Origin of the sequence: Dorea sp. YH-dor226 (assembly GCF_039832105.1) — a bacterium.
In the GTDB taxonomy this organism is placed as follows: domain Bacteria; phylum Bacillota; class Clostridia; order Lachnospirales; family Lachnospiraceae; genus Dorea_A.
This window is the reverse complement of sequence record NZ_JBDOHS010000002.1, coordinates 153188-176028: the sequence shown is the minus strand read 5'-3', so window position 1 is coordinate 176028 and position 22841 is coordinate 153188. Positions and strand designations below refer to the sequence as shown.

Annotated in this window: 19 protein-coding genes; 17 read left to right on the top strand and 2 right to left on the bottom strand. The window is 45.3% G+C overall.

Features of this window, described 5'->3' with window-relative positions; all coding sequences use genetic code 11:
* Positions 1–75 precede the first annotated feature (75 nt).
* The 3 genes from clpB (at position 76) to ABE547_RS02660 (ending at position 4869) form a co-directional block, all read left to right on the top strand.
* Positions 76–2670 (top strand): ATP-dependent chaperone ClpB, encoded by a 2595-nt coding sequence (gene clpB / locus ABE547_RS02670; protein ID WP_347377320.1) that lies wholly within the window; start codon positions 76–78, stop codon positions 2668–2670.
* Positions 2661–3869, top strand: a complete 1209-nt coding sequence (locus tag ABE547_RS02665) for a DNA polymerase IV (RefSeq protein WP_347377319.1) — start codon at positions 2661–2663, stop codon at positions 3867–3869. The genes clpB and ABE547_RS02665 overlap by 10 nt, the downstream gene beginning before the upstream one ends.
* A gap of 130 nt (positions 3870–3999) precedes the next feature.
* On the top strand, positions 4000–4869 hold the full coding sequence (locus ABE547_RS02660; RefSeq protein WP_347377318.1) for a YitT family protein: 870 nt from the start codon (positions 4000–4002) through the stop codon (positions 4867–4869).
* Positions 4870–4994: 125 nt separating this feature from the next.
* On the opposite strand, the gene pepT is transcribed toward ABE547_RS02660, so the two are convergent.
* Positions 4995–6212, bottom strand: coding sequence for a peptidase T (gene pepT / locus ABE547_RS02655; protein WP_347377317.1), 1218 nt, complete (start codon positions 6210–6212; stop codon positions 4995–4997).
* Between the two features lie 156 nt (positions 6213–6368).
* Between pepT and ABE547_RS02650 the strand changes: the two genes are divergently transcribed.
* The 14 genes from ABE547_RS02650 (at position 6369) to lgt (ending at position 21776) form a co-directional block, all read left to right on the top strand.
* Positions 6369–7835, top strand: a complete 1467-nt coding sequence (locus ABE547_RS02650; RefSeq protein ID WP_347377316.1) for a UDP-N-acetylmuramoyl-L-alanyl-D-glutamate--2,6-diaminopimelate ligase — start codon at positions 6369–6371, stop codon at positions 7833–7835.
* Positions 7825–10053, top strand: a complete 2229-nt coding sequence (gene priA, locus ABE547_RS02645; RefSeq protein ID WP_347377315.1) for a primosomal protein N' — start codon at positions 7825–7827, stop codon at positions 10051–10053. Before ABE547_RS02650 ends, priA begins: the two co-directional genes overlap by 11 nt.
* 17 nt (positions 10054–10070) lie before the next feature.
* Positions 10071–10544, top strand: coding sequence for a peptide deformylase (gene def, locus ABE547_RS02640; RefSeq protein ID WP_347377314.1), 474 nt, complete (start codon positions 10071–10073; stop codon positions 10542–10544).
* A 1-nt stretch (position 10545) separates the two neighbouring features.
* On the top strand, positions 10546–11496 hold the full coding sequence (gene fmt / locus ABE547_RS02635) for a methionyl-tRNA formyltransferase (RefSeq protein WP_347377313.1): 951 nt from the start codon (positions 10546–10548) through the stop codon (positions 11494–11496).
* Between the two features lie 83 nt (positions 11497–11579).
* The gene (locus ABE547_RS02630; RefSeq protein WP_347377312.1) at positions 11580–12284 is read left to right on the top strand and encodes a zinc metallopeptidase; all 705 of its coding nucleotides are present in this window, start codon (positions 11580–11582) and stop codon (positions 12282–12284) included.
* A gap of 31 nt (positions 12285–12315) precedes the next feature.
* On the top strand, positions 12316–13626 hold the full coding sequence (rsmB, locus tag ABE547_RS02625) for a 16S rRNA (cytosine(967)-C(5))-methyltransferase RsmB (protein WP_347377311.1): 1311 nt from the start codon (positions 12316–12318) through the stop codon (positions 13624–13626).
* Positions 13619–14689: a 23S rRNA (adenine(2503)-C(2))-methyltransferase RlmN gene (gene rlmN / locus ABE547_RS02620; protein ID WP_347377310.1), complete on the top strand. Its 1071-nt coding sequence runs from the start codon at positions 13619–13621 to the stop codon at positions 14687–14689. The genes rsmB and rlmN overlap by 8 nt, the downstream gene beginning before the upstream one ends.
* On the top strand, positions 14667–15410 hold the full coding sequence (locus ABE547_RS02615) for a Stp1/IreP family PP2C-type Ser/Thr phosphatase (protein WP_347377309.1): 744 nt from the start codon (positions 14667–14669) through the stop codon (positions 15408–15410). The genes rlmN and ABE547_RS02615 overlap by 23 nt, the downstream gene beginning before the upstream one ends.
* A complete protein-coding gene (gene pknB / locus ABE547_RS02610; protein WP_347377308.1) occupies positions 15404–17452 on the top strand; it encodes a Stk1 family PASTA domain-containing Ser/Thr kinase in 2049 nt (682 codons plus the stop codon). The genes ABE547_RS02615 and pknB overlap by 7 nt, the downstream gene beginning before the upstream one ends.
* Positions 17453–17484: 32 nt before the next feature.
* Complete coding sequence (rsgA, locus tag ABE547_RS02605) at positions 17485–18363, top strand: ribosome small subunit-dependent GTPase A (protein WP_347377307.1); 879 nt, start codon at positions 17485–17487, stop codon at positions 18361–18363.
* Between the two features lie 2 nt (positions 18364–18365).
* Positions 18366–19028 carry a ribulose-phosphate 3-epimerase gene (gene rpe, locus ABE547_RS02600; RefSeq protein WP_347377306.1) on the top strand — a complete coding sequence of 221 codons (663 nt, stop codon included), beginning with the start codon at positions 18366–18368 and terminating at the stop codon, positions 19026–19028.
* Complete coding sequence (locus tag ABE547_RS02595) at positions 19021–19686, top strand: thiamine diphosphokinase (RefSeq protein WP_347377305.1); 666 nt, start codon at positions 19021–19023, stop codon at positions 19684–19686. Before rpe ends, ABE547_RS02595 begins: the two co-directional genes overlap by 8 nt.
* Before the next feature lie 99 nt (positions 19687–19785).
* Positions 19786–20886, top strand: a complete 1101-nt coding sequence (gene ychF, locus ABE547_RS02590; RefSeq protein ID WP_235248451.1) for a redox-regulated ATPase YchF — start codon at positions 19786–19788, stop codon at positions 20884–20886.
* Between the two features lie 29 nt (positions 20887–20915).
* The gene (gene lgt / locus ABE547_RS02585; protein WP_347377304.1) at positions 20916–21776 is read left to right on the top strand and encodes a prolipoprotein diacylglyceryl transferase; all 861 of its coding nucleotides are present in this window, start codon (positions 20916–20918) and stop codon (positions 21774–21776) included.
* Between the two features lie 88 nt (positions 21777–21864).
* On the opposite strand, the gene nagB is transcribed toward lgt, so the two are convergent.
* A complete protein-coding gene (gene nagB, locus ABE547_RS02580; protein WP_347377303.1) occupies positions 21865–22599 on the bottom strand; it encodes a glucosamine-6-phosphate deaminase in 735 nt (244 codons plus the stop codon).
* Positions 22600–22841 lie beyond the last annotated feature (242 nt).

Genomic DNA, 22841 nt, shown 5'->3' with positions numbered 1-22841 from the left:
ACTTGACAGTGCTAACAAAACGATGTATTGTTATATCGTAAATAGAACACAATGATATCAAAGGAGGTTGTCTATATGAATATAAATAAATTTACGCAAAAATCATTACAGGCTGTTCAGGACTGTGAGCGCATTGCAATGGACTATGGCAACCAGGAGATTGCACAGGAGCACCTGCTTTATGCGTTGCTGACTCAGGATGACAGTCTGATCGCGAAACTGATGGAAAAAATGGGACTCGACAAGAATATCGTGATCAATCGTGTGGAGGAAGCGATTCGGAAGCGCCCGAAGGTCCAGGGAGGTCAGCAGTATGTTGGTCAGGATCTGAATAATGCTCTGGTACATGCGGAAGATGAGGCAAAACAGATGGGGGATGAATATGTTTCGGTAGAACATCTCTTCCTCTCCATCTTGAAATACGCGAGCAGAGAGATGAAAACGATATTCCGGGAAATGGGAATCAGCCGCGAGGGATTCCTGCAGGCATTATCCACGGTTCGTGGCAATCAGCGGGTCACCAGTGATAATCCGGAAGCGACCTATGATACCCTGAATAAATACGGAATTGATCTGGTAGAACGTGCCAGAGACCAGAAGCTGGATCCGGTGATCGGCCGTGATTCAGAGATTCGTAATATCATACGGATACTTTCCCGTAAGACAAAGAATAATCCGGTTCTGATCGGAGAGCCCGGCGTCGGAAAAACCGCGGTTGTGGAAGGTCTGGCTCAGCGTATCGTGCGCGGAGATGTGCCGGAAGGACTGAAGGAAAAGACGATCTTTTCCCTGGATATGGGCGCCCTGGTAGCAGGTGCGAAGTATAGGGGTGAATTTGAAGAGCGTCTGAAAGCAGTTCTGGAAGAAGTGAAAAACAGCGCTGGAAGAATTATCCTGTTTATTGATGAACTGCATACGATTGTTGGTGCGGGAAAGACGGACGGTGCCATGGATGCAGGAAATATGCTCAAGCCAATGCTGGCAAGAGGAGAGCTTCACTGTATCGGGGCGACTACACTGGACGAATACCGAAAATATATTGAAAAAGATGCAGCACTGGAGCGTCGGTTCCAGCCGGTTCAGGTAGATGAGCCGACGGTGGAAGATTCCATTTCTATTCTGCGTGGTCTGAAAGAGCGGTATGAGGTGTTCCATGGGGTGAAGATTACCGATGGGGCACTGGTAGCAGCCGCGACATTGTCAGATCGATATATCTCAGACCGTTTCCTTCCGGATAAAGCGATCGACCTGGTAGATGAGGCATGTGCACTGGTTAAGACGGAGCTTGATTCCATGCCGGCAGAGATGGATGAGCTGCAGCGCAAGATCATGCAGCTTGAGATTGAAGAGGCGGCACTGAAGAAGGAGGACGACCGTCTGAGCAAAGAAAGGCTGGAACATCTGCAGCAGGAGCTGGCAGAACTCCGAGAAGAATTTGCCGGAAAGAAAGCACAGTGGGACAATGAAAAAGTCGGAATTGAACGTGTTCAGAAGCTGCGTGAAGAGATAGAACAGGTGAACAAAGAGATTGAAAAAGCACAGCATTCCTATGATCTGGAAAAGGCGGCAGAGCTGCAGTACGGAAGACTTCCGCAACTGCAGAAACAGCTGGAGGCAGAAGAGGATAAGGTAAAGGATGAAGATCTGTCACTGGTACATGAAAGTGTAACGGATGATGAGATCGGGCGGATCGTATCCCGCTGGACGGGAATTCCGGTTGCAAAGCTGAATGAAAGCGAGCGGAGCAAGACACTTCATCTGGCAGAAGAGCTTCATAAGCGGGTCATTGGGCAGGATGAAGGTGTCGAGCTGGTAACGGAAGCGATCATTCGATCCAAAGCCGGTATCAAAGATCCGACAAAGCCGATCGGTTCCTTCCTCTTCCTCGGACCAACCGGTGTGGGTAAGACAGAGCTTGCAAAAGCACTGGCAGCAAGCCTTTTTGACGATGAAAACAATATGGTGCGTATCGATATGAGTGAGTACATGGAGAAGTATTCCGTGTCCCGGCTGATCGGAGCGCCTCCGGGATATGTCGGATATGATGAAGGTGGACAGCTGACGGAAGCAGTCAGAAGAAAACCGTATTCTGTTGTATTATTTGATGAGATTGAAAAAGCACATCCGGATGTATTCAACGTATTGCTTCAGGTACTGGATGACGGGCGAATCACCGATTCGCAGGGCCGGACGGTAGATTTTAAGAATACGATCCTGATCATGACTTCCAATATCGGCTCTTCTTATCTGCTTGATGGAATTGATGACTGCGGCAATATCAGTGAAGCAAGTCAGAAGGCGGTCATGGAAGATCTTCGGGCACACTTCCGACCGGAATTCCTGAACCGTCTGGATGAGACGATTATGTTCAAACCATTGACGAAAGACAATATTTATGACATTATTGACTTATTAATAGCAGATGTCAATAAACGTCTTGCCGATAAGGAGATCTCGGTATTCCTGACAGACGCCGCAAAGAATTATGTGGTGGAAGGCGGTTATGATCCGACCTACGGAGCAAGGCCTCTGAAACGTTACCTGCAGAAGCATGTAGAGACACTGGCCGCAAAGCTGATGCTTCAGGGAGATGTAGGAGCAGAAGATATGATCGTAATAGACGTGGAAGACGGAAAGCTTGTAGCAAGGAGTCAGAGCGTGTGTCAATAATATTTCATATCGATGTTAATTCCGCTTATCTTAGCTGGACGGCAGTAGAACAATTGAAACACGGAGCCGAAGTGGACATCCGTACCATACCTGCGATTATCGGCGGGGACCAGAAGTCCCGCCATGGTGTGGTGCTGGCGAAGTCCATTCCGGCGAAAAAATACGGCATTCACACGGGGGAACCTGTTGTGAATGCTTTTCGTAAGTGTCCGAATCTTCGGATGGAGCCGCCGGATCATAAGCTGTACCATCAATACAGTGAGAAGCTGATGGATTTCCTTCGAAGCTATACAGACCGGATCGAACAGGTAAGCGTGGATGAGTGCTATATGGATTTTACCGGGATTGCTGGACGGTTTCATTCGCCTGTGGAAGGCGCACTGGAGATCAAGAATGAAGTGTATCGGAGATTTGGATTTACGGTAAATATCGGTATATCCTGTAATAAGCTTCTGGCGAAGATGGCATCTGATTTTGAAAAGCCGAATAAAGTACATACATTATTTCCGGAAGAAATTCCGGAAAAGATGTGGCCGCTTCCGATTGGGGAGCTCTATATGGCAGGCCGCTCCAGTGTAGAGACGCTGCAGAAGCTGGAGATTCTTACAATCGGGGATCTGGCCCATACGGATCCTGTGATACTGGAACTGCATCTGAAGAGCCATGGCAGAAAACTGTGGGAATTCGCCAATGGGATCGATCATTCGATGGTAGAGACGGAAAAGGCGGAGGCAAAAGGAATCGGTAATTCTACGACACTGCCAAAAGATGTGGTTACGGAAGAGGAAGCAAAAGCCGTATTGAAAGAACTGGCAGCCAGTGTGGGAGGCAGACTGAGAAAAGCAGGGCAGAAGGCGGGAATGTTAAGCGTTGAGATCAAGTATCATACATTTGACAGTGTTTCGCATCAAAAACAGATTGAACGTCCAACCAATCAGGATGCAGATATCTATGAAATATCAGTGGTACTTTTCCGGGAGTTGTGGAATCGGGAACCGATCCGACTTTTGGGGATCCGCAGTTCCAAACTTTCAGAAGAAGGAGAACCGGAACAGCTGAGTCTGTTTGACATGGAATTTGAGCCGGAAGAAAAACGAAAGAAAAAGCGGCAGTTGAATGCGGCACTGGAAAAGATCCGGGGAAAATACGGCACAGACATTGTGACGAAGGGCCCTGGAAAATCACCCCTTGACAAGTAAATTAATTGTAGCTATACTTAATCACATAAGAGCAGTTGCGGATTATATTATATATAGTTTGCGGCTGTTTTTTTGTGCATTGGGGAAAAAAGAGATTTGATAATCAGTCGGGTAAAGGAGTGGAATTGGTATGAAGACAATGAATTGGAAAGAGGTAATGATTGACATACTTGTAGATATTGGGGCAAGTATCCTGATTGCGGTAGGTGTATATAATTTTGCATTGCATGCGAACTTTCCGGTTGCAGGTTTTTCGGGGATCGCGATAATTTTGTATCACTTGTTTGGACTTCCGGTCGGTGCGGGAACAATTCTGTTGAATGTTCCGGTGTCGATCTTCTGCTATAAATTCCTGGGGAAACAGTTTTTCCTGAAGTCTGTAAAATCGATGATCATATCATCTTTCTTTATGGATTATGTAGCGCCTCTGTTTCCGGTCTATGAGGGAAGCCGGTTTCTGGCTGCACTCTGTATGGGGATACTGGCGGGCGCAGGCTACGCCATCATCTTTATGAGGGGCTCCTCCACCGGCGGTCAGGACTTTATCAGTGTTGCAATCAAAAAAGTGAAGCCACATATTACACTGGGAATTATTACATTTGGACTGGATATGTGTACGATTATCCTGGGAACCATATTGGTATTTAAAGATGTAGATGGACTGATATACGGTATTATCGTAACCTATCTGATGGCGATCGTTATGGACCGGATCATGTACGGAATTGATGAAGGAAAGATGACACTGATCGTGACGGAGCATGGAGAGGAAGTCGCAAAGCGGATTGATGAATATTCCGGAAGAGGTTCTACTATCCTGAAGGGAGTGGGAAGCTACTCGAAACAGCCAAAGGATGTAGTGATGTGCGCCTGCAATAACAAGCAGATGTATACCATCAAAAAAATGGTACATGAAATAGATCCGAAAGCATTTACAATCATTATGGAATCCAATGAAGTAGTGGGAGAAGGGTTCAAAGAAGAAATCTCGGAGATCTGATCACTGATCGGTCTGTGTGATTTTGGAAAATGTATACGTAATGAGGGACTGTCGCAGATGTAGAAAGCTCATAGGGAGTATTCTATATGTTGCAGCAGTCCCTTTGTTATGTAATAGAAATGATTTTATTCAGCGTATAATTTTACGAGTTCTGTAATAACGTCTACACTCTTATCCATGCCTTCAACGGTAATGTGCTCATATGGGCCATGGTAAGCGTGTCCGCCGGTTCCGAGATTCGGACAAGGAAGACCCTTGAAGCTTAACTGGCATCCGTCTGTGCCGCCACGGATTGGGATTACCAGCGGTGCAACATCGGCTTTTTCGCAGGCAGTTTTTGCATTGTCAACCAGATGCATGCAGTCTGCGATAATCTCTGCCATGTTCTTATACTGATCCGTAATGGTGAGAGTTACGGTGCCTTCGCCCCATTTCTCATTCATGTCTTTCTCGATCAGTCTGAGTGTGCGCTTTCTCGCTTCAAAGAAGTTCTTGTCATGATCTCTTACAATATAATTCAGAGTTGCTTCTCCAACTTCACCGTTCATACTTGTCAGATGATAGAAACCTTCGTAATCCTCGGTTCCGCGTGGTGTTTCCATACCCGGAAGCATAGAGTTGATCTCCATGGCAACAAGGCTTGCATTGATCATGGTATCCTTGGAAGTACCAGGATGAACATTGAATCCCTTGATGTGGAAATCTGCCTTGCAGGCATTGAAGTTCTCGTACTGAATCTCGCCCTCTGTACTTCCGTCCAGTGTGTATGCATAGTCAGCGTTGAAACGCTCTACATCAAAGTGAGATGCGCCGGTACCGATCTCTTCATCCGGAGTAAATGCAACACGCAGTGGACCGTGTGGGATATTTTCGTTCTGCAAACGCTCGATCATTGTAAGAATCTCGGCAATACCGGCCTTGTCATCGGCTCCAAGCACGGTGGTTCCGTCAGAAGTAATGAGTGTCTGTCCTTTCAGATCCTTCAGGTGAGCAAAGGTCTCCGGGCTTAAGCTGATTCCGCTGTCCCCAAGAGCCAGTTCTTCTCCGTCATAGTTTTCTGTGATGACTGGTTTGATGTCGTGATCACAGAAGTCGGATACGGTATCCATATGAGCAATAAATCCGATGACCGGTTTGTCTTCATAGCCTTCGGTTGCAGGAAGTTTTCCATACAGATAACACTGGTCGTCCAGGAAGACGTCTGTAAGTCCCAGTTCTTTCATCTCTGCTTCCAGGACTTTTGCCAGATCAAACTGGCATTGGGATGAAGGTACCGTATCACTGTTTTCATCACTTGGTGTACGGATGACTACATATTTTAGTAATCTTTCATAAGCTTTCATAGTAACATTCCCCTTTTCATGTATAATTGTTTTTCTCATAATACTATAGCACAATTTTTTCTTTGCTGCACAAAGAAATGATGATATACTGTAAAAAGAATATTGCGAAGTGTTACAGCGAAGCAAATGATTCGATAACGAAGGAGGCATGATGCGATGAAGTTAACTCAGTTGTTAGAACGTTTACAATATGAAGTAATACAGGGAAAGGATGATATTGAGATCACGGAGCTGATCAATGACTCACGGAAAGTGACAGACGGAAGTGTGTTTGTGTGTATCAGCGGAGCAGTGTCTGACGGACATGCTTATGTGCAGGAGGTCGCGGACAAAGGAGCAGCGGCAGTGATCGTGGAAAAGGATGTGGAGGCACCGGAAGATCTTACGGTGATCCGTGTGGAAGATACCCGTTATGCGCTTGCACTGATGTCGTGTGCATACTTCGGATATCCGGCAGAGAAGCTGAAAGTCATCGGAATTACGGGAACCAAGGGAAAGACGACGACAACTTATATGGTAAAGTCCATTCTTGAAGGAGTCGGACATAAAGTAGGACTGATCGGTACGATCGAAGCCATCATCGGAGATAAAACGATTCCGGCCAATAATACAACTCCGGAGTCCTATACGATCCAGAAGTATTTTGCACAGATGGTAGATGCCGGATGTGACAGCGTTGTAATGGAAGTGTCCTCGCAGGGACTGATGCTGCACAGAACAGCCGGAATCCCGTTTGAGATCGGAATCTTTACGAACCTTGGAGAAGATCATATCGGACCGAATGAACATAAAGATTTTGAGGATTATAAGCGTTGTAAAGGACTTCTGTTCAGACAATGCAGGATCGGAATTGCCAATGTGGATGATCCGTGGTATGAAGATGTGTTCCGGGGAGCCACCTGTCAGGTGGAGACCTTTGGATTCTCTGAAAAGGCAGATCTTCGTGCGACAAATGTAGAACACATTTCAAGACCGGGGTATCTGGGAGTAAAGTATCATGTAAATGGACTTATGGATTTTGATGTAGAGATTGACATACCCGGAGATTTCAGCGTGTATAATTCTCTGACCGCAATTGCAGTCTGCAGACATTTTGCAGTGCCGGAGGATCATATTCAGCAGGCACTGAAGGTGGCAAAAGTAAAAGGCAGGATCGAGATGATCAAGGTGTCTGATGATTTTACGCTGATGATCGATTATGCACACAATGCAATGGCTCTGGAGAGCCTTCTTCTGACACTCAGAGATTACCATCCGGAGAGAATCGTCACCGTATTCGGGTGCGGAGGTAACCGCTCGAAGACACGACGTTATGAGATGGGAGAAGTTGCCGGACGTCTGTCTGACTTTACGATCATCACATCGGATAATCCGAGATTTGAAGAGCCGCAGGCAATCATAGATGATATTATTATCGGAATGGAAAAGACGGATGGATCCTATATTGCGATCTGTGACAGAAAAGAAGCAATCAAGTATGCGATTGAACACGGGCAGCCGGGAGACGTCATTATCCTGGCCGGCAAAGGACACGAGACATATCAGGAGATCAAGGGAGTAAAATATGATATGGACGAAAGAGTCCTGATTCAGGAAGTATTAGAGGAGTTACATGTACGCTGATATTATTATCGATATTACGCACGAAAAATTAGATAAGATATTTCAATATCGCATCCCCTCTCAGTTGGAGGGGATGCTTAAGGTTGGTACGGAAGTTGTTGTTCCTTTTGGGAGAAGCAATAAAGAGACCAGAGGATACGTTGTGGGCTTTTCGGAAAGCACGGAGTATGACACTGCCAGAATGAAAGAGATCCTGAAGGTCGCTGAAAAGAGCGTTGCGATAGAAGCGAAACTGGTAGCCCTTGCTGCGTGGATGAAAGAGTATTATGGCGGAACGATGATTCAGGCATTGAAAACGGTGCTGCCAATTAAAAAAGAAGAAAAAGTCAGAGAAAAACGGCGTCTTCGGCTTCTTTTGGATGAGGAAGAGGGGAAAAGACAGCTGGATATTTATCTTCATAAGAATCAGAAAGCGAGAGCAAGACTTCTGGCAGCGCTTCTGGAACAGCCGGAACAGGATTATGATCTGATGATTCGGAAGTTGAATGTGACGAGATCCGTGGTAAGAGCACTGGAAGAGCAGAAGGTTCTGGCGTTGGAATCTGAAAAGACATACCGTAATCCGATTCATTACAGAAAAAGAGAACAGAAGAAATATGTCCATACAAAGGAACAGATCCATGCGATGGAGCGGTTCCGGGAAGACTATCGCGCGGGAGTCCGGGATACGTATCTTTTATACGGAGTAACCGGAAGCGGTAAGACAGAGGTCTATATGGAGATGATTGCTGAGGTGCTGAGGCAGGGAAAGCAGGTGATCGTTCTGATTCCGGAGATCGCGCTGACGTATCAGACAGTCATGCGTTTTTACAGTCGTTTCGGGGATCGTGTGTCTGTTCTCAATTCCAGGATGTCACAGGGAGAACGCTATGATCAGATCGAACGTGTGAAGGCAGAAGAGGTGGATGTGATGATCGGGCCAAGGTCAGCGCTATTTACACCATTTTCCAATCTGGGTCTGATCGTGATCGACGAGGAGCAGGAGGGTGCTTACAAAAGTGAGCAGGTGCCGAGGTATCATGCAAGGGAAACTGCGATCAGACGTGCCGAAATGGAAGGCGCAAGTGTAGTGCTTGGCTCAGCAACGCCTTCACTGGAAGCTTTCTATGCATGTCAGTGTGGAAAGTATCAGATGCTGAAACTGACGGAAAGAGCAGGAAATACACATTTGCCGCAGGTCTATATTACGGATATGAGAGAAGAACTGAAACGTGGGAACCGGTCGATACTGGGAGATCGTCTGAAGGAGATGATGCGTGAGAGGCTGCAGAAGAAGGAACAGATCATGCTGTTTTTGAACCGCAGAGGATATGCGGGGTTTGTTTCTTGCAGAGCCTGTGGATATGTAGTAAAATGTCCTCATTGTGATGTGTCTTTATCTGCACATCGGGGAGGAAAGATGGTATGCCATTATTGTGGATATGAGATGCCGTCTGTATCCAGGTGCCCCTCATGCGGATCTTCTTACATTGGTGGATTCCGGGCAGGAACACAGCAGATTGAAGATCTGGTGAAAAGGGAATTTCCGGAAGCGAGAGTGCTTCGTATGGATATGGACACCACCAGAACAAAGGAAGGACATGAACAGATACTGGAATCCTTTGCAAGTGAAGAAGCGGATGTTCTGATCGGAACACAGATGATCGTAAAAGGCCACGATTTTCCGAATGTTACGCTGGTTGGAATCCTTGCGGCGGATATGTCTTTGTACGCAGATGATTACCGGTCGGGAGAACGTACCTTTCAGCTTCTGACACAGGCGGCCGGAAGAGCCGGCAGGGGGAATCGGCCGGGAGAAGTGGTGATACAGTCGTATAATCCGGAGCATTACAGCATACAGATGGCAGCAAAGCAGGATTACGAAGGGTTCTATGAAGAAGAGATGCGGTACCGGGAACTGATGGGTTATCCGCCGGTCTCTCAGCTTCTGGCAGTATTAATGACAGGTGCAGATGAGGAACAGCTTGAGCTGGCGGCAGAGTACCTGAAAAAATATGTGAGTCATATTGACCGTAACCGGCAGATTCAGATCATCGGACCGGCAAGGCCTTATGTAGGCAGGGTAAATGATGTCTATCGTCTGGTACTCTATCTGAAGTGTGAAGAGTATCAGGTTCTTATGGAGACTAAGAATCAGATGGAGCGTTATATAGAGATTAATCGGGGATTTGCATCGCTGAGAATTCAGTTTGATTTTAACCCAATGAATATATTTTAGCAAAAGGAGAGAATAATATGGCAATTAGAACGATTCGAGAACTTGGAGATGAGGTTCTCACAAAAAAATGTAAGGAAGTTACCAAGATGACCCTTCGAACGAAGATTCTGATCAATGATATGCTGGATACCATGTATGAAGCGATGGGGGTAGGTCTTGCGGCACCACAGGTGGGTATCCTGAAACGCATCGTAGTGATTGATGTGGGAGATGGACCGATTGTTATGCTCAATCCACAGATCATAGAGCAGAGCGGAGAGCAGACAGGAGAAGAAGGATGCCTGAGTGTTCCTGGAAAAGCCGGAGTCGTGACTCGTCCGAACTATGTGAAAGTCAAAGCACTGAATGAAGAGATGGAAGAGATTGAGCTGGAAGGTGAAGGACTTCTTGCAAGGGCATTCTGTCATGAGATCGACCATCTGGAAGGAAAGATGTATGTAGAGCTTGCAGAGGGTGGAATCCATGATGTGAGTTACGGGGAGGAAGAATAGAATGAAAGTGATATTTATGGGAACTCCTGACTTTTCGGTGGGAACCCTGGAAGCACTGGTGGAAGCCGGGCATGAGGTGGTGCTTGCCGTGACGCAGCCGGACAAGCCCAAAGGGCGAGGCGGTAAAATGCAGTATACACCGGTGAAGGAAGCGGCAGTCCGTCATGGGATTCCGGTATTCCAGCCGAAAAAGGTGCGGGAACAGGCATGTATAGAAGAACTTCGAAGATATGAAGCAGATGTGATGGTAGTCATTGCTTTCGGGCAGATTCTTCCAAAAGAAATTCTGGAAATGACACCATATGGATGTATCAATGTACATGCATCACTTCTGCCGGCATATCGTGGAGCTGCTCCGATACAGTGGGCAGTGATCAACGGAGAAAAGGTATCCGGTGTAACAACCATGCAGATGGATGAAGGCCTGGATACCGGAGATATGATCATGAAGAAAGAGATTGTATTAGAGGAACATGAAACCGGAGGAAGTCTTCACGACAAGCTTGCGCAGGCAGGGGCAAGGCTCTGCGTGAAGACGCTGGAAGCACTTGAAAACAAAACGGCTGTCTGGGAAAAACAGGGAGAAAGCACAACGGAATATGCAAAAATGCTGGATAAAAAGCTGGGAGATATCGACTGGAGCAAGGATGCAGTGTCGATTGAGCGGCTGATCCGCGGACTGAATCCGTGGCCAAGTGCATATACAGACTGGAATGGAAAGGTAATGAAGATCTGGGAGGCAAAGGTCGTAAAAGAGCAGACATCCGAAGCCTGCGGCACGATCGTTCGCGTGGAAAAGGATGGATTCCTGGTACAGACAGGTGACGGACTGCTGAAAGTACTGGCTCTTCAGATACCGGGCAAGAAGCGTATGGAAGCAGATGCTTTTTTAAGAGGCTATCCGGTGGAAGCGGGGACCAGACTTTCTTCAGAAATCATTAAGAATTGTTAAAAAAGTATGAAAAGCAGTTTTTCTGCCAGTTTTTCATATATACTATAAGAAAGATATCAGATGAATGGTAAGGAGGCAGAAATATGTATTATCCAATGTATTTTGATCCGACATATATGCTTGTATTATTGGGTGTGGTTCTCTGCATGGCAGCTTCGGCAAAGATGAATTCGACCTTTAACAAGTATTCAAGAATAAGAAATCATTCCGGAATTACCGGAAGAGAAGCTGCAGAACAGATTCTTCACAGATCCGGTATCTATGATGTGAGAGTGGAGCATGTGTCCGGCAATCTGACAGATCATTACGATCCGAAGAATAAAGTGTTAAGATTGTCAGATGCAACATATAATTCCGTTTCTGTTGCTGCACTCGGAGTAGCGGCACATGAGTGCGGACATGCCGTACAGCATGCGACTGGTTATGCACCTTTAAAGATTCGCGGCAGTCTGGTGCCGGTGGCTAATTTCGGAAGTACGATCGCATGGCCGCTGATCATCCTCGGACTGTTTATTGGCGGCAATTCATCGTCGCTTCTGATCAACCTTGGAATACTGGCATTTTCTCTTGCTGTGTTATTCCAGATTGTGACACTTCCGGTAGAATTTAATGCATCCAGCCGTGCACTTCGGATCCTTGGAGGCAGCGGTCTGCTCTATGAGGATGAAGTGAAGGATACCAGAAAAGTTCTGACGGCAGCAGCGCTTACCTATGTAGCCGGTGCTGCTTCTGCAATCCTGCAGCTTTTACGTATTATATTGCTGACGGGCGGCAGAAGAAACGATTAGGCGAGAAGAGGAATGAGATGGAGGATAAGCTATGGCGTCGTCTGTGAATGAGCGGGAACTTGTGCTGGATACGCTGTTAATGATCACGAAGGATGGGGAATACAGTCACATTGTTCTGAAAAATGTTCTGGACCAATATCAATATCTTGAAAAAAAGGAGCGTGCGTTTATCACGAGAGTGGTAAATGGCACGCTTGAACGCATGATAGAAATCGATGCAGTCATCAATCAGTTTTCCAAAGTAAAAGTGAATAAGATGAAACCGGTGATAAGGACTATTCTGAGATTGTCAGTATATCAGATGCTGTATATGGACAGTGTGCCGGATTCTGCCGTATGCAATGAGGCGGTAAAGCTTGCACAGAAACGGGGATTCGTGAACCTGAAGGGATTCGTCAACGGTGTTCTTCGAAATATAGGAAGAAATAAGGACAGGATACAGTATCCGGATGAGAAGGATACGCTGGCATGGCTGTCGATGCGATATTCTCTGCCGGAATGGATTCTGAAAGAATGGCTTGCCGTATATGACAGGGAGACTGTGGAGCGTATGGCAGCGGAATTTCTGGAGGAAAAGCCATTGACAGTCAGATACAACGAAAGAAAGATCGGTCGGAAAGAATTCCTTCATAGACTGGAAAAGGAAGGTGTGACCGTGAGGGAGGATCCGGACGTCCCCTGTGCAATGTATCTGTCAGGATATGATCATCTGTCTGCACTTCCAAGCTTTCGGGAGGGACTTTTTCAGGTACAGGACTTAAGCTCCATGCAGGTTGCGCTGTGGGCAGATCCCGGAAAGGATGATTATGTCATAGATGTGTGTGCGGCTCCGGGGGGCAAAGCACTTCATATCGCAGAGCTTTTGGATGGTACCGGTCATGTGGAAGCCAGAGATCTGTCAGAGTACAAGACAGGGCTGATCCGGGACAATATCTTAAGAAGCGGACTTACGAATATCGAGGCGATCTGCAGGGATGCAACGGTGGATGATGCAGACGCTGCAGGAAAGGCTGATATCGTAATTGCGGATCTTCCGTGTTCGGGGCTTGGAGTTCTCGGAAAAAAGCCGGATCTGAAATATAAGATGACCGAACAGATGCAAAAAGATCTGGAGAAGCTTCAGCGTCGGATACTGTCTGTTGTACAGACATATGTTAAGCCCGGCGGGAAGCTGCTGTACAGCACCTGTACGATTAACAGAGGAGAGAACGAGGAGAACGCCTGCTGGTTTCAGGAGACATTTCCGGAATTCCGTCTGGTAAGAGAGAAGCAGATGCTCCCGGGAAACGATGCCGGTGACGGATTCTATATTGCAATGTTTCAGAGGAAAAACCATGAATAAAAAAGATATATGTTCCTATAATTATGAAGAATTAAAAGAAGAAATGTTAAGTATCGGTGAGAAGGCGTTTCGGAGCAAACAGATCTATGAGTGGCTTCATGTGAAGCTGGCCGACAGTTTTGAAGAGATGACCAATCTCTCGAAAGGCCTGCGGGAAAAACTGGATGCGCAATATGAGATCCGTAAGGTAAAGATGATCGATCATCAGATCTCGGAAGTAGATCCGACGGAAAAGTTTTTGTTTGAACTGAATGACGGCAATATGATCGAAAGTGTTTTAATGAAATATAATTATGGTAATTCCGTATGTATTTCTTCGCAGGCGGGATGCCGGATGGGATGCCGTTTCTGTGCATCCACGATTGGCGGTCTGGAGAGAAATCTGGAACCTTCCGAGATGCTCAGACAGATCTATCATATCCAGAAGGTATCCGGAGAGAGAGTATCGAACGTGGTGGTTATGGGAACGGGAGAACCACTGGATAATTATGAGAATTTTGTGAAATTTATCCATATGCTGAGCGATGAACATGGACTGAATATCGGGCAGCGTAATATTACGGCATCGACCTGCGGAATCGTACCAAATATGAAACGACTGGCAGAAGAGGGGCTTCAGATCACGCTTGCACTGTCACTTCATGGTTCCAGCCAGGAAAAACGAAAGAAGCTGATGCCGGTAGCTAATAAGTATCAACTGGAAGAGGTTCTGGAAGCCTGTGATTACTATTTTGAAAAAACAGGAAGAAGAATCACATTTGAATACAGTCTGGTCAAGGGTGTGAATGATCAGCCGGATGACGTCAGAGAACTGACGGCGATTCTGAAGAAAAGAAACTGTCATCTGAATCTGATTCCGGTCAATCCGATCAAAGAAAGAGATTTTAAGAAACCGGACAGGAAAAATGCCCTGGAATTCAAAAATAAACTTGAAAAAAACGGAATTAATGTTACTATAAGAAGGGAAAGAGGCTCTGATATTGACGGGGCCTGCGGACAGCTGCGGAGACGACATGCTGCCGCCGATAAAGGAGAAACAGATGAAATTATATGCAATGACTGATGTAGGAAGAAAACGCGAGGTCAATCAGGATTATGTATATGTGACGGATCAACCGATTGGTCCATTTCCCAACCTGCTTGCGGTTGCCGATGGAATGGGAGGCCACAAGGCGGGAGATTTTGCGTCCAAATATACAGTGAATGTGTTGAAAGAGGAACTTCAGCAGACGCCTCTGAATAAGCCTGAGGAGATCCTGCGCAATGTAGTCAGTGTTGCAAACCATAAGCTGATTGAAGCTGCGGCAACTGATATTAAACTGGAAGGAATGGGCACGACGCTGGTTGCTGCGACAATCGTTGGTAATACACTGTATTTCGCAAATGTGGGAGACAGCAGGCTATATCTGATCAATGATAAGATTCGTCAGCTTTCCAAGGATCATTCCCTTGTAGAGGAGATGGTTCGTCTCGGAGGAATCAAAGCTGAGGAGGCCAGAAACCATCCGGACAAGAATATTATTACACGGGCAATCGGAGTAAAAGAAGACGTAGAAGCAGATATCTATGAATATCGTCTGAAAAGGGGAGATACGATATTGATGTGTACAGATGGACTCAGCAATATGGTAGAAGACGAGGATATGTTTGACATTGTAAAGGGTGCCCGGGATGTAGTAGAAGCAGTGCAGATGTTGATTGAAAAGGCAAATAGCAATGGTGGGAGAGATAATATAGGGGTTATCATAGCAGAGCCACTTGCAGATGAGGTGAGTGTATGGTAAAAGATGGAATATTTCTGGGAAAACGATATGAAGTACTCAGCAAAATCGGTGCCGGCGGCATGGCAGATGTCTATAAAGGCAAAGATACCATGTTGAATCGTTACGTGGCGATCAAGGTATTAAAGAAAGAGTACAAAGAAGATGAGAATTTTGTGCGTAAATTCCGTTCTGAAGCACAGGCGGCAGCGGGGCTTATGCATCCGAATATTGTGAATGTATACGATGTTGGCGAAGACCGCGGCCTGAATTATATGGTCATGGAGCTGGTCGAGGGAATTACGTTAAAGGAATACATTGAAAGAAAAGGCAGATTGTCCCATAAAGAGACGATCAGTATTGCAATACAGATGTGTAGCGGTATTGGCGCGGCACATGCGGCAAATATCATTCACAGAGATATTAAGCCGCAGAATATTATTATATCCAGAGATGGAAAGGTAAAAGTAACGGACTTTGGAATTGCCAAGGCGACAACTTCCAATACGGTCAGTACCAATGCAATGGGTTCCGTTCATTATACCTCTCCGGAGCAGGCAAGAGGTGGATTCAGTGATCAGAAAAGTGACATCTATTCTATTGGTATTACACTCTTTGAGATGGTAACGGGACAGGTGCCATTTGATGGAGATTCTACCGTAGCGGTTGCGATGAAGCATCTTCAGCAGGAGATCACGCCGCCTTCCGATCTGGTTCCGGATATTCCGTACAGTCTGGAACAGATTATATTAAAATGTACGCAGAAAAATTCTGAACGCAGATATAAGAGTACCGGGGAACTGATTCAGGATCTGAAGCGTTCACTTGTAGATCCGGACGGCGACTTTGTAGTAATTCCGCCACTTCGGAATGCAGATACAGTCATTATCACGGATGATGAACTGGATAATATCCGCAGTTCATATGATGACGATGATGATTACGACGACGAATATGATGATGAGTATGATGATGACGATTACGACGATGATGACGATGATGATTACGACGATGATTATGTGCCAAGACGTGGGAAAAAAGGGAGATCTTCCGATGAAGTAAATCCACGTATGGGTAAGGTCATGAAGATTCTGACGATCGTTGTCGCTGTGATCATTGTATTCATACTGGTATTTACCATTGGTAAAGCAGCAGGTGTGTTCAAGTTTGGACCTTCACTCAGTTCTGAGGACACAGAAGAAAAGGTCAAAGTGCCAAACGTTGTGGGAATGACGGAAGAGGAGGCAAAAGAAACTCTGAATAAAAAGGGCCTTGGCTTCAAGGTGGATGAACGGAAAGAATCCAAAAAATATGAAGAAGGAACAGTATCCGAGCAGAAAACAGAGGCTGGAGAAAGAGTAGCGAAAAACACAACGATCCATGTGGTGATCAGCTCAGGTCTGGTCGGAGATAAGATTCCTGTTCCGGATGTAAGTGGAAAGAGTGAAGATGAGGCTCAGAAGGCATTGAAAAATGCGGGATTCAATAAGATATCTTCCGAGTTTGAATACAGTGACGATGTGGAAGAGGGAAAAGTGATTGGAACCACACCGTCAGCAGGAGCAGAAGCAACCAAGGAAACAGAGATCGTTATGAAGGTCAGCAAGGGAAGCGATAAGAAGACGGTTCCAAATCTTCTCGGAAAAGAAGATTCCGAAGCACAGAGTATGATCAAGAGTGCGGGACTGTCTGTCGGCAAAGTGACGTATGATTATAATGACAGTGTTCCTAAGGGACAGGTGGTATCACAGTCAGTGGAAGCGGGCTCTAAGGTCGCAGAAGGTACAGAGATTGACATTGTGGTAAGTAACGGAGCAAAACCGGAAGAGAAGATTCAGGTGCAGAGTTTTGTCGGAAAGGCGGAAAGCGAACTGAAAAACTGGGCTGCATCCAATGGTCTGTATACCAATGTATCCGGTTCACAGCACAGCGATACTTATCCAAAAGGATGTATCATCTCCCAGAGTCCACCGTCCGGAAGCGTATCCAAGGGTGAGACGATCAGTTATATCATCAGCCTTGGACCAAGCCAGTCCGGTGATTCGGAAGGAACAGATACGAATTAATAACAGAAAGAATAGTCAGACAGGATTATTTTATGCAGGGAAAGATTATAAAGGGTATTGCAGGATTCTACTACGTTCATGTAGTAGAATCCGCTGTTTATGAATGCAAAGCAAAAGGTGTGTTTCGAAAGGAAAAAGTAAAACCTCTGGTAGGTGATAATGTGGAGATAGAGGTGCTGGATGAGAACTCCAGGACCGGTAATATTGTAAAGCTTCTTCCGCGAAAGAACGAACTGATACGTCCGGCGGTAGCTAATATTGACCAGGCACTGGTTGTGTTTGCAATTGCCAAGCCGGATCCACACTTTAATCTTCTGGATCGTTTTCTGGTTATGATGGAGAGTAAGGAGATACCGGTTGTCCTTTGCTTTAATAAAGAGGATATTGCAGAGGAATCACAGGTGGAACAATTAAAGTCCGTGTATGGAAAATGTGGATGTCCTCTGCTTTTTGTCAGTGCGAAGGAAGAACGGAATATAGAACAGATCCGTCGTATGCTGCATGGAAAGACGACTGCAATTGCCGGTCCTTCCGGTGTGGGCAAATCTTCCATCATCAATCTGCTGCAGCCGGAAGCAAATATGGAGACCGGAGCAATCAGCAACAAGATCGACAGGGGCAGACATACCACAAGACATTCTGAGTTATTTGCAATTGATGAAAATTCATATATCATGGACACACCGGGATTCAGTTCGCTCTATGTAAACGATTTTGAAAAAGAGGAACTGAAGTACTGTTTTCCGGAGTTTATGGAATATGAAGGCATGTGCAGGTTTCAGGGATGTGACCATGTGCATGAACCGGACTGTGCAGTAAAACGGGCGGTAAATGAGGGAAAGATTCATAGGATCCGATATGAGGATTATCTTGAAATATATGAAGAAATGAAGAATAAGAGGAGGTATTAGCGGTGAAATATGTATTATCCCCGTCCATTCTTTCGGCAGACTTTAAAGTGCTGGGGGAAGAAATGAGGAAAACCGAAAAAAATGGCGCCGGATATATTCATTTTGATGTTATGGATGGATTATTTGTTCCGAGTATATCTTTTGGAATTCCGGTACTGGCTTCCATTCATAATGCGACGGAACAGGTGATGGATGTACATCTGATGATACAGGAGCCGATCCGTTATATTGAGGAATTTCACAAGGCAGGAGCAGACATTGTTACAATCCATCTGGAAGCCTGTGAAGATGTGAAAGCGACTCTGGATAAGATCCATGCGTGTGATATGAAAGCCGGATTATCCATCTGTCCGGAGACAGAGGCAGAAGCGATTGAACCTTATCTTGCAGATGTGGACATGATTCTGGTTATGAGTGTACATCCCGGTTTCGGCGGACAGAAGTTTATTCCGGAATCACTGGATAAGATCCGTAAAGTGAGGGGAATTCTGGAACAACAAGAACTTTCCGTGGATATACAGGTGGACGGAGGGGTTCATCTTGGTAATGTCCGGGAAGTTCTGGATGCAGGAGCAAATGTGATTGTTGCCGGGTCGGCAGTTTTTAAAGGCGATGCGGGACAGAATACAAAAGAGTTTATGGAGATTTTAAAGGATTATGAGTAAGAGGATTGTAATAATCAGCGGAGGGGAACTGAATGAGGAGTTTGTTCTTTCTGTTTTGAATCAGGAGGAAAATGACTGGATTATTGGTGTGGACAAAGGAATGGAATTCCTGTATCACCATAAGATCCTTCCGAATTATATAGTGGGAGATTTCGACAGTGTGAACGAGGAAATTGCAGATTATTATCGCAATGAAACCAGTGTTCCGATCAGGGAGTTTAATCCGGTGAAGGATGCATCTGATACTGAGATTGCAATACGGCTTGCCATGACGCTCGGCTGTAAAGAATTGATGATCCTTGGAGCTACCGGAGGACGAATCGATCATCTCTGGGCCAATGTGCAGAGTCTCAGCATTCCATTTAAGGCAGGAATCGATGCCGTGATTCTGGACAGTCAGAATCTGATCCGCCTGATCGGGGGCGGGAAGACCGTACTGAAAAAGGAAGAAGCGTATGGGCCGTATTTTTCAGTATTTCCGCTCGGAGAAGAGATTTTCAATTTCAGTATCACAGGGGCGAAATACCCGCTCAGTAACCATATACTGACGCCGTATAACAGTCTTTGTGTCAGCAATCAGATCGAGGGGGATGAGGTGACGATCAGTTTTCCGACCGGAACAGTGATTCTGATGCAGACACGGGATAAAGAAAAGTAGCAGAGATGTTATTCTGATTTATTCACAAAAAAGTCCGAATATGATATACTGATTATCGTTGTGTTTGGATTATCAGGCTTTGAGGAGGTAATATAGAAGATGAAATTAGGTATCGTTGGATTACCAAACGTGGGAAAAAGTACATTGTTTAATTCGCTGACAAAAGCGGGAGCGGAATCGGCCAACTATCCGTTCTGTACCATTGACCCGAATGTGGGTGTGGTTACAGTACCGGATGAGAGACTGAATGTCTTAGGAGAGATGTACCATACGAAAAAGATTATTCCGGCTGCAATTGAATTTGTTGATATTGCAGGTCTGGTAAAAGGCGCTTCCAAAGGTGAGGGTCTTGGAAACCAGTTTCTTGCCAATATTCGTGAAGTAGATGCCATTGTACATGTGGTAAGATGTTTTGAAGATACGAATATTGTGCATGTAGATGGAAGTATTAATCCGCTGAGAGACATTGAGACAATTAATTTTGAGCTTATTTTTTCTGATCTTGAGATATTGGAAAGAAGAATTGCCAAGACGGTCAAGGTTGCAAGAAATGATAAATCTGCAGCGAAAGAACTGGAACTGCTGAAAAAGATCAAAGAACATCTGGAAGAAGGAAAGCTTGCAAAAACATTTGACGGTGCAGAGGATGAGGACGAGCAGGCATGGTTGGAAAGCTATAATCTGCTGACATACAAACCGGTAATCTATGCAGCGAATGTAGCGGAAGATGATCTGGCTGATGACGGAGTATCCAATGCCGGCGTTCAGGCGGTAAGAGAATACGCTGCATCTGAAGAAAGTGAAGTATTTGTAGTGTGTGCACAGATTGAGCAGGAGATTGCAGAGCTGGATGATGATGAAAAGAAGATGTTTCTGGAAGATCTCGGACTTTCCGAGTCCGGACTTGAGAAGCTGATTAAAGCCAGTTATAAACTTCTCGGGCTGATCAGTTACCTGACAGCAGGTGAGCCGGAGGTTCGTGCATGGACGATTACCAGAGGAACAAAAGCACCTCAGGCAGCAGGAAAGATCCACTCTGATTTTGAGAGAGGGTTTATCCGTGCGGAAGTGGTATCCTATGATGATCTGATCGCCTGCGGAACTCATGCGGCGGCAAAGGAAAAGGGTCTGATCCGTCTGGAAGGAAAGGATTATGTTGTGCAGGATGGCGATATCATGCTGTTCAGGTTCAATGTATAAGAAATGAGTAAAAGGAAGTCGGTTAACAGATGCACAGAACAATAGATTTCCCGAATATCGGGATTCATTTAACATCCGTTGGAGATCATATCACTATCTTTGGCTTTGATATTGCATATTATGGAATCATTATAGGACTTGGAATTCTTGCGGGACTTCTGATCGCTGTTGCAGAAGCAAAAAGGAGCGGGCAGAATCCGGAGGTGTATTATGATTTGGTTATATATGCTGTTATTTTTTCTATCATAGGAGCCAGATTGTATTATGTGATCTTTTCATGGGATATGTATAAGGATGATTTGAAGAGCATTCTGAATATCAGGCAGGGGGGCCTCGCAATCTACGGAGGTGTGATTGCGGCAATTATTACGGTTTTTGTGTTTGCAAAAGTGAGAAAGCTGTCACCGTACCTGATCTTTGATACAGCCGGTCTGGGGCTGGTGGCCGGTCAGATGATCGGAAGATGGGGAAATTTCTTTAACAGAGAGGCATTTGGAGAATATACGGACAGTTTTCTTGCGATGCGGCTTCCGGAGGATGCGGTGCGACAGTCTGATATTACGGAACTGATGCGGCAGAATATGGAGACCATCAAGGGAGTGAATTATATACAGGTACATCCGACGTATCTGTATGAATCGTTGTGGTGTCTGATGGTATTGGTGATCATGCTGCTGTACCGTAAGCATAAAAAGTTTGACGGAGAAGTATTTCTGGTATATTTACTGGGATATGGACTGGGAAGAGTCTGGATTGAAGGTCTTCGAACGGATCAGCTGCTCCTTCCGAAGATTGGACTGCCGGTTTCACAGATGCTCGCTGGAGTGATCGTGATCGTTTCACTGGTGTTGATATTATATAATCGCAGAAAATGTAAAAAAGAAATATAGAGTAATCTCGCGGGAGAAAAAGCGGGTGTTTCAAAACTATGAAAATGGTAAATCATGGTTTTGAAACACCCGCTTTTTTATTTGAATTCTATAATCCGGAAAGTCTGGAAAGTGCTGCTTTGTCTGCAACGATGGTTACATCGTTGTGTAACTGGAGAATCGAAGCCGGGACAGCAGGAGTAATCGGACCGTGAAGAACCTCGTTCAGGATCTCAGCCTTGCTTTCACCACTTACAATCACAAGGATCTTTCTGGCCTGCATGATGCTTTTGATTCCCATGGTGTAAGCCTGCTTTGGAACATCATCTTCGGATTCAAAGAAGCGTTTATTTGCTTCTATTGTACTTTCTGTCAAATCTACACAATGTGTTTCCTTTTCGAATGCAGCACCAGGTTCATTGAATCCGATATGTCCATTATGTCCAAGACCAAGTAACTGGAGATCGATGCCTCCTTCGCGGGCAATGATCTGATTGTATTCCCTGCATGCCTTTTCTGAATCGGCTTCCAGTCCGTCCGGTACAAAAGTACGTGCTTTATCGATATTTACATGATTGAAAAGATTGGTGTTCATAAAGTAACGATAACTCTGATCATTGTCAGGCCCCAATCCTTTATATTCATCCAGGTTAATACTGGTTACGTGGGAAAAATCGAGGTCTCCTTTTTTATACCATTCGATCAGCTGCTGGTAGGTTCCTACAGGAGAAGAACCGGTTGCCAGACCAAGAACACAGTTTGGCTTCATAATAATTTGTGCAGAGATAATATTTGCGGCTTTGCGGCTCATGTCCTGATAATTTTCTGCCTGGTAAATTGTCATGTTTCTCATTTCCTTTCTTCATATATTGATTTTGAGAATGAATTGTAGAATAACGCAATGTGATTGCGTCAACAGTTTTAAAGTATACCAAGAAATGCAGTTATTTCAATACGTAAGGAAGATCTAGAAAGAAGGAACGTCTGATTGTGCAAAATATACAAAAGAAAAATATAAAAATTATGTAAATTGCAGTCTGTTTTTGAAAAACGTGAAAGCACTTTCAGAAGATGAAAGGGTACTTG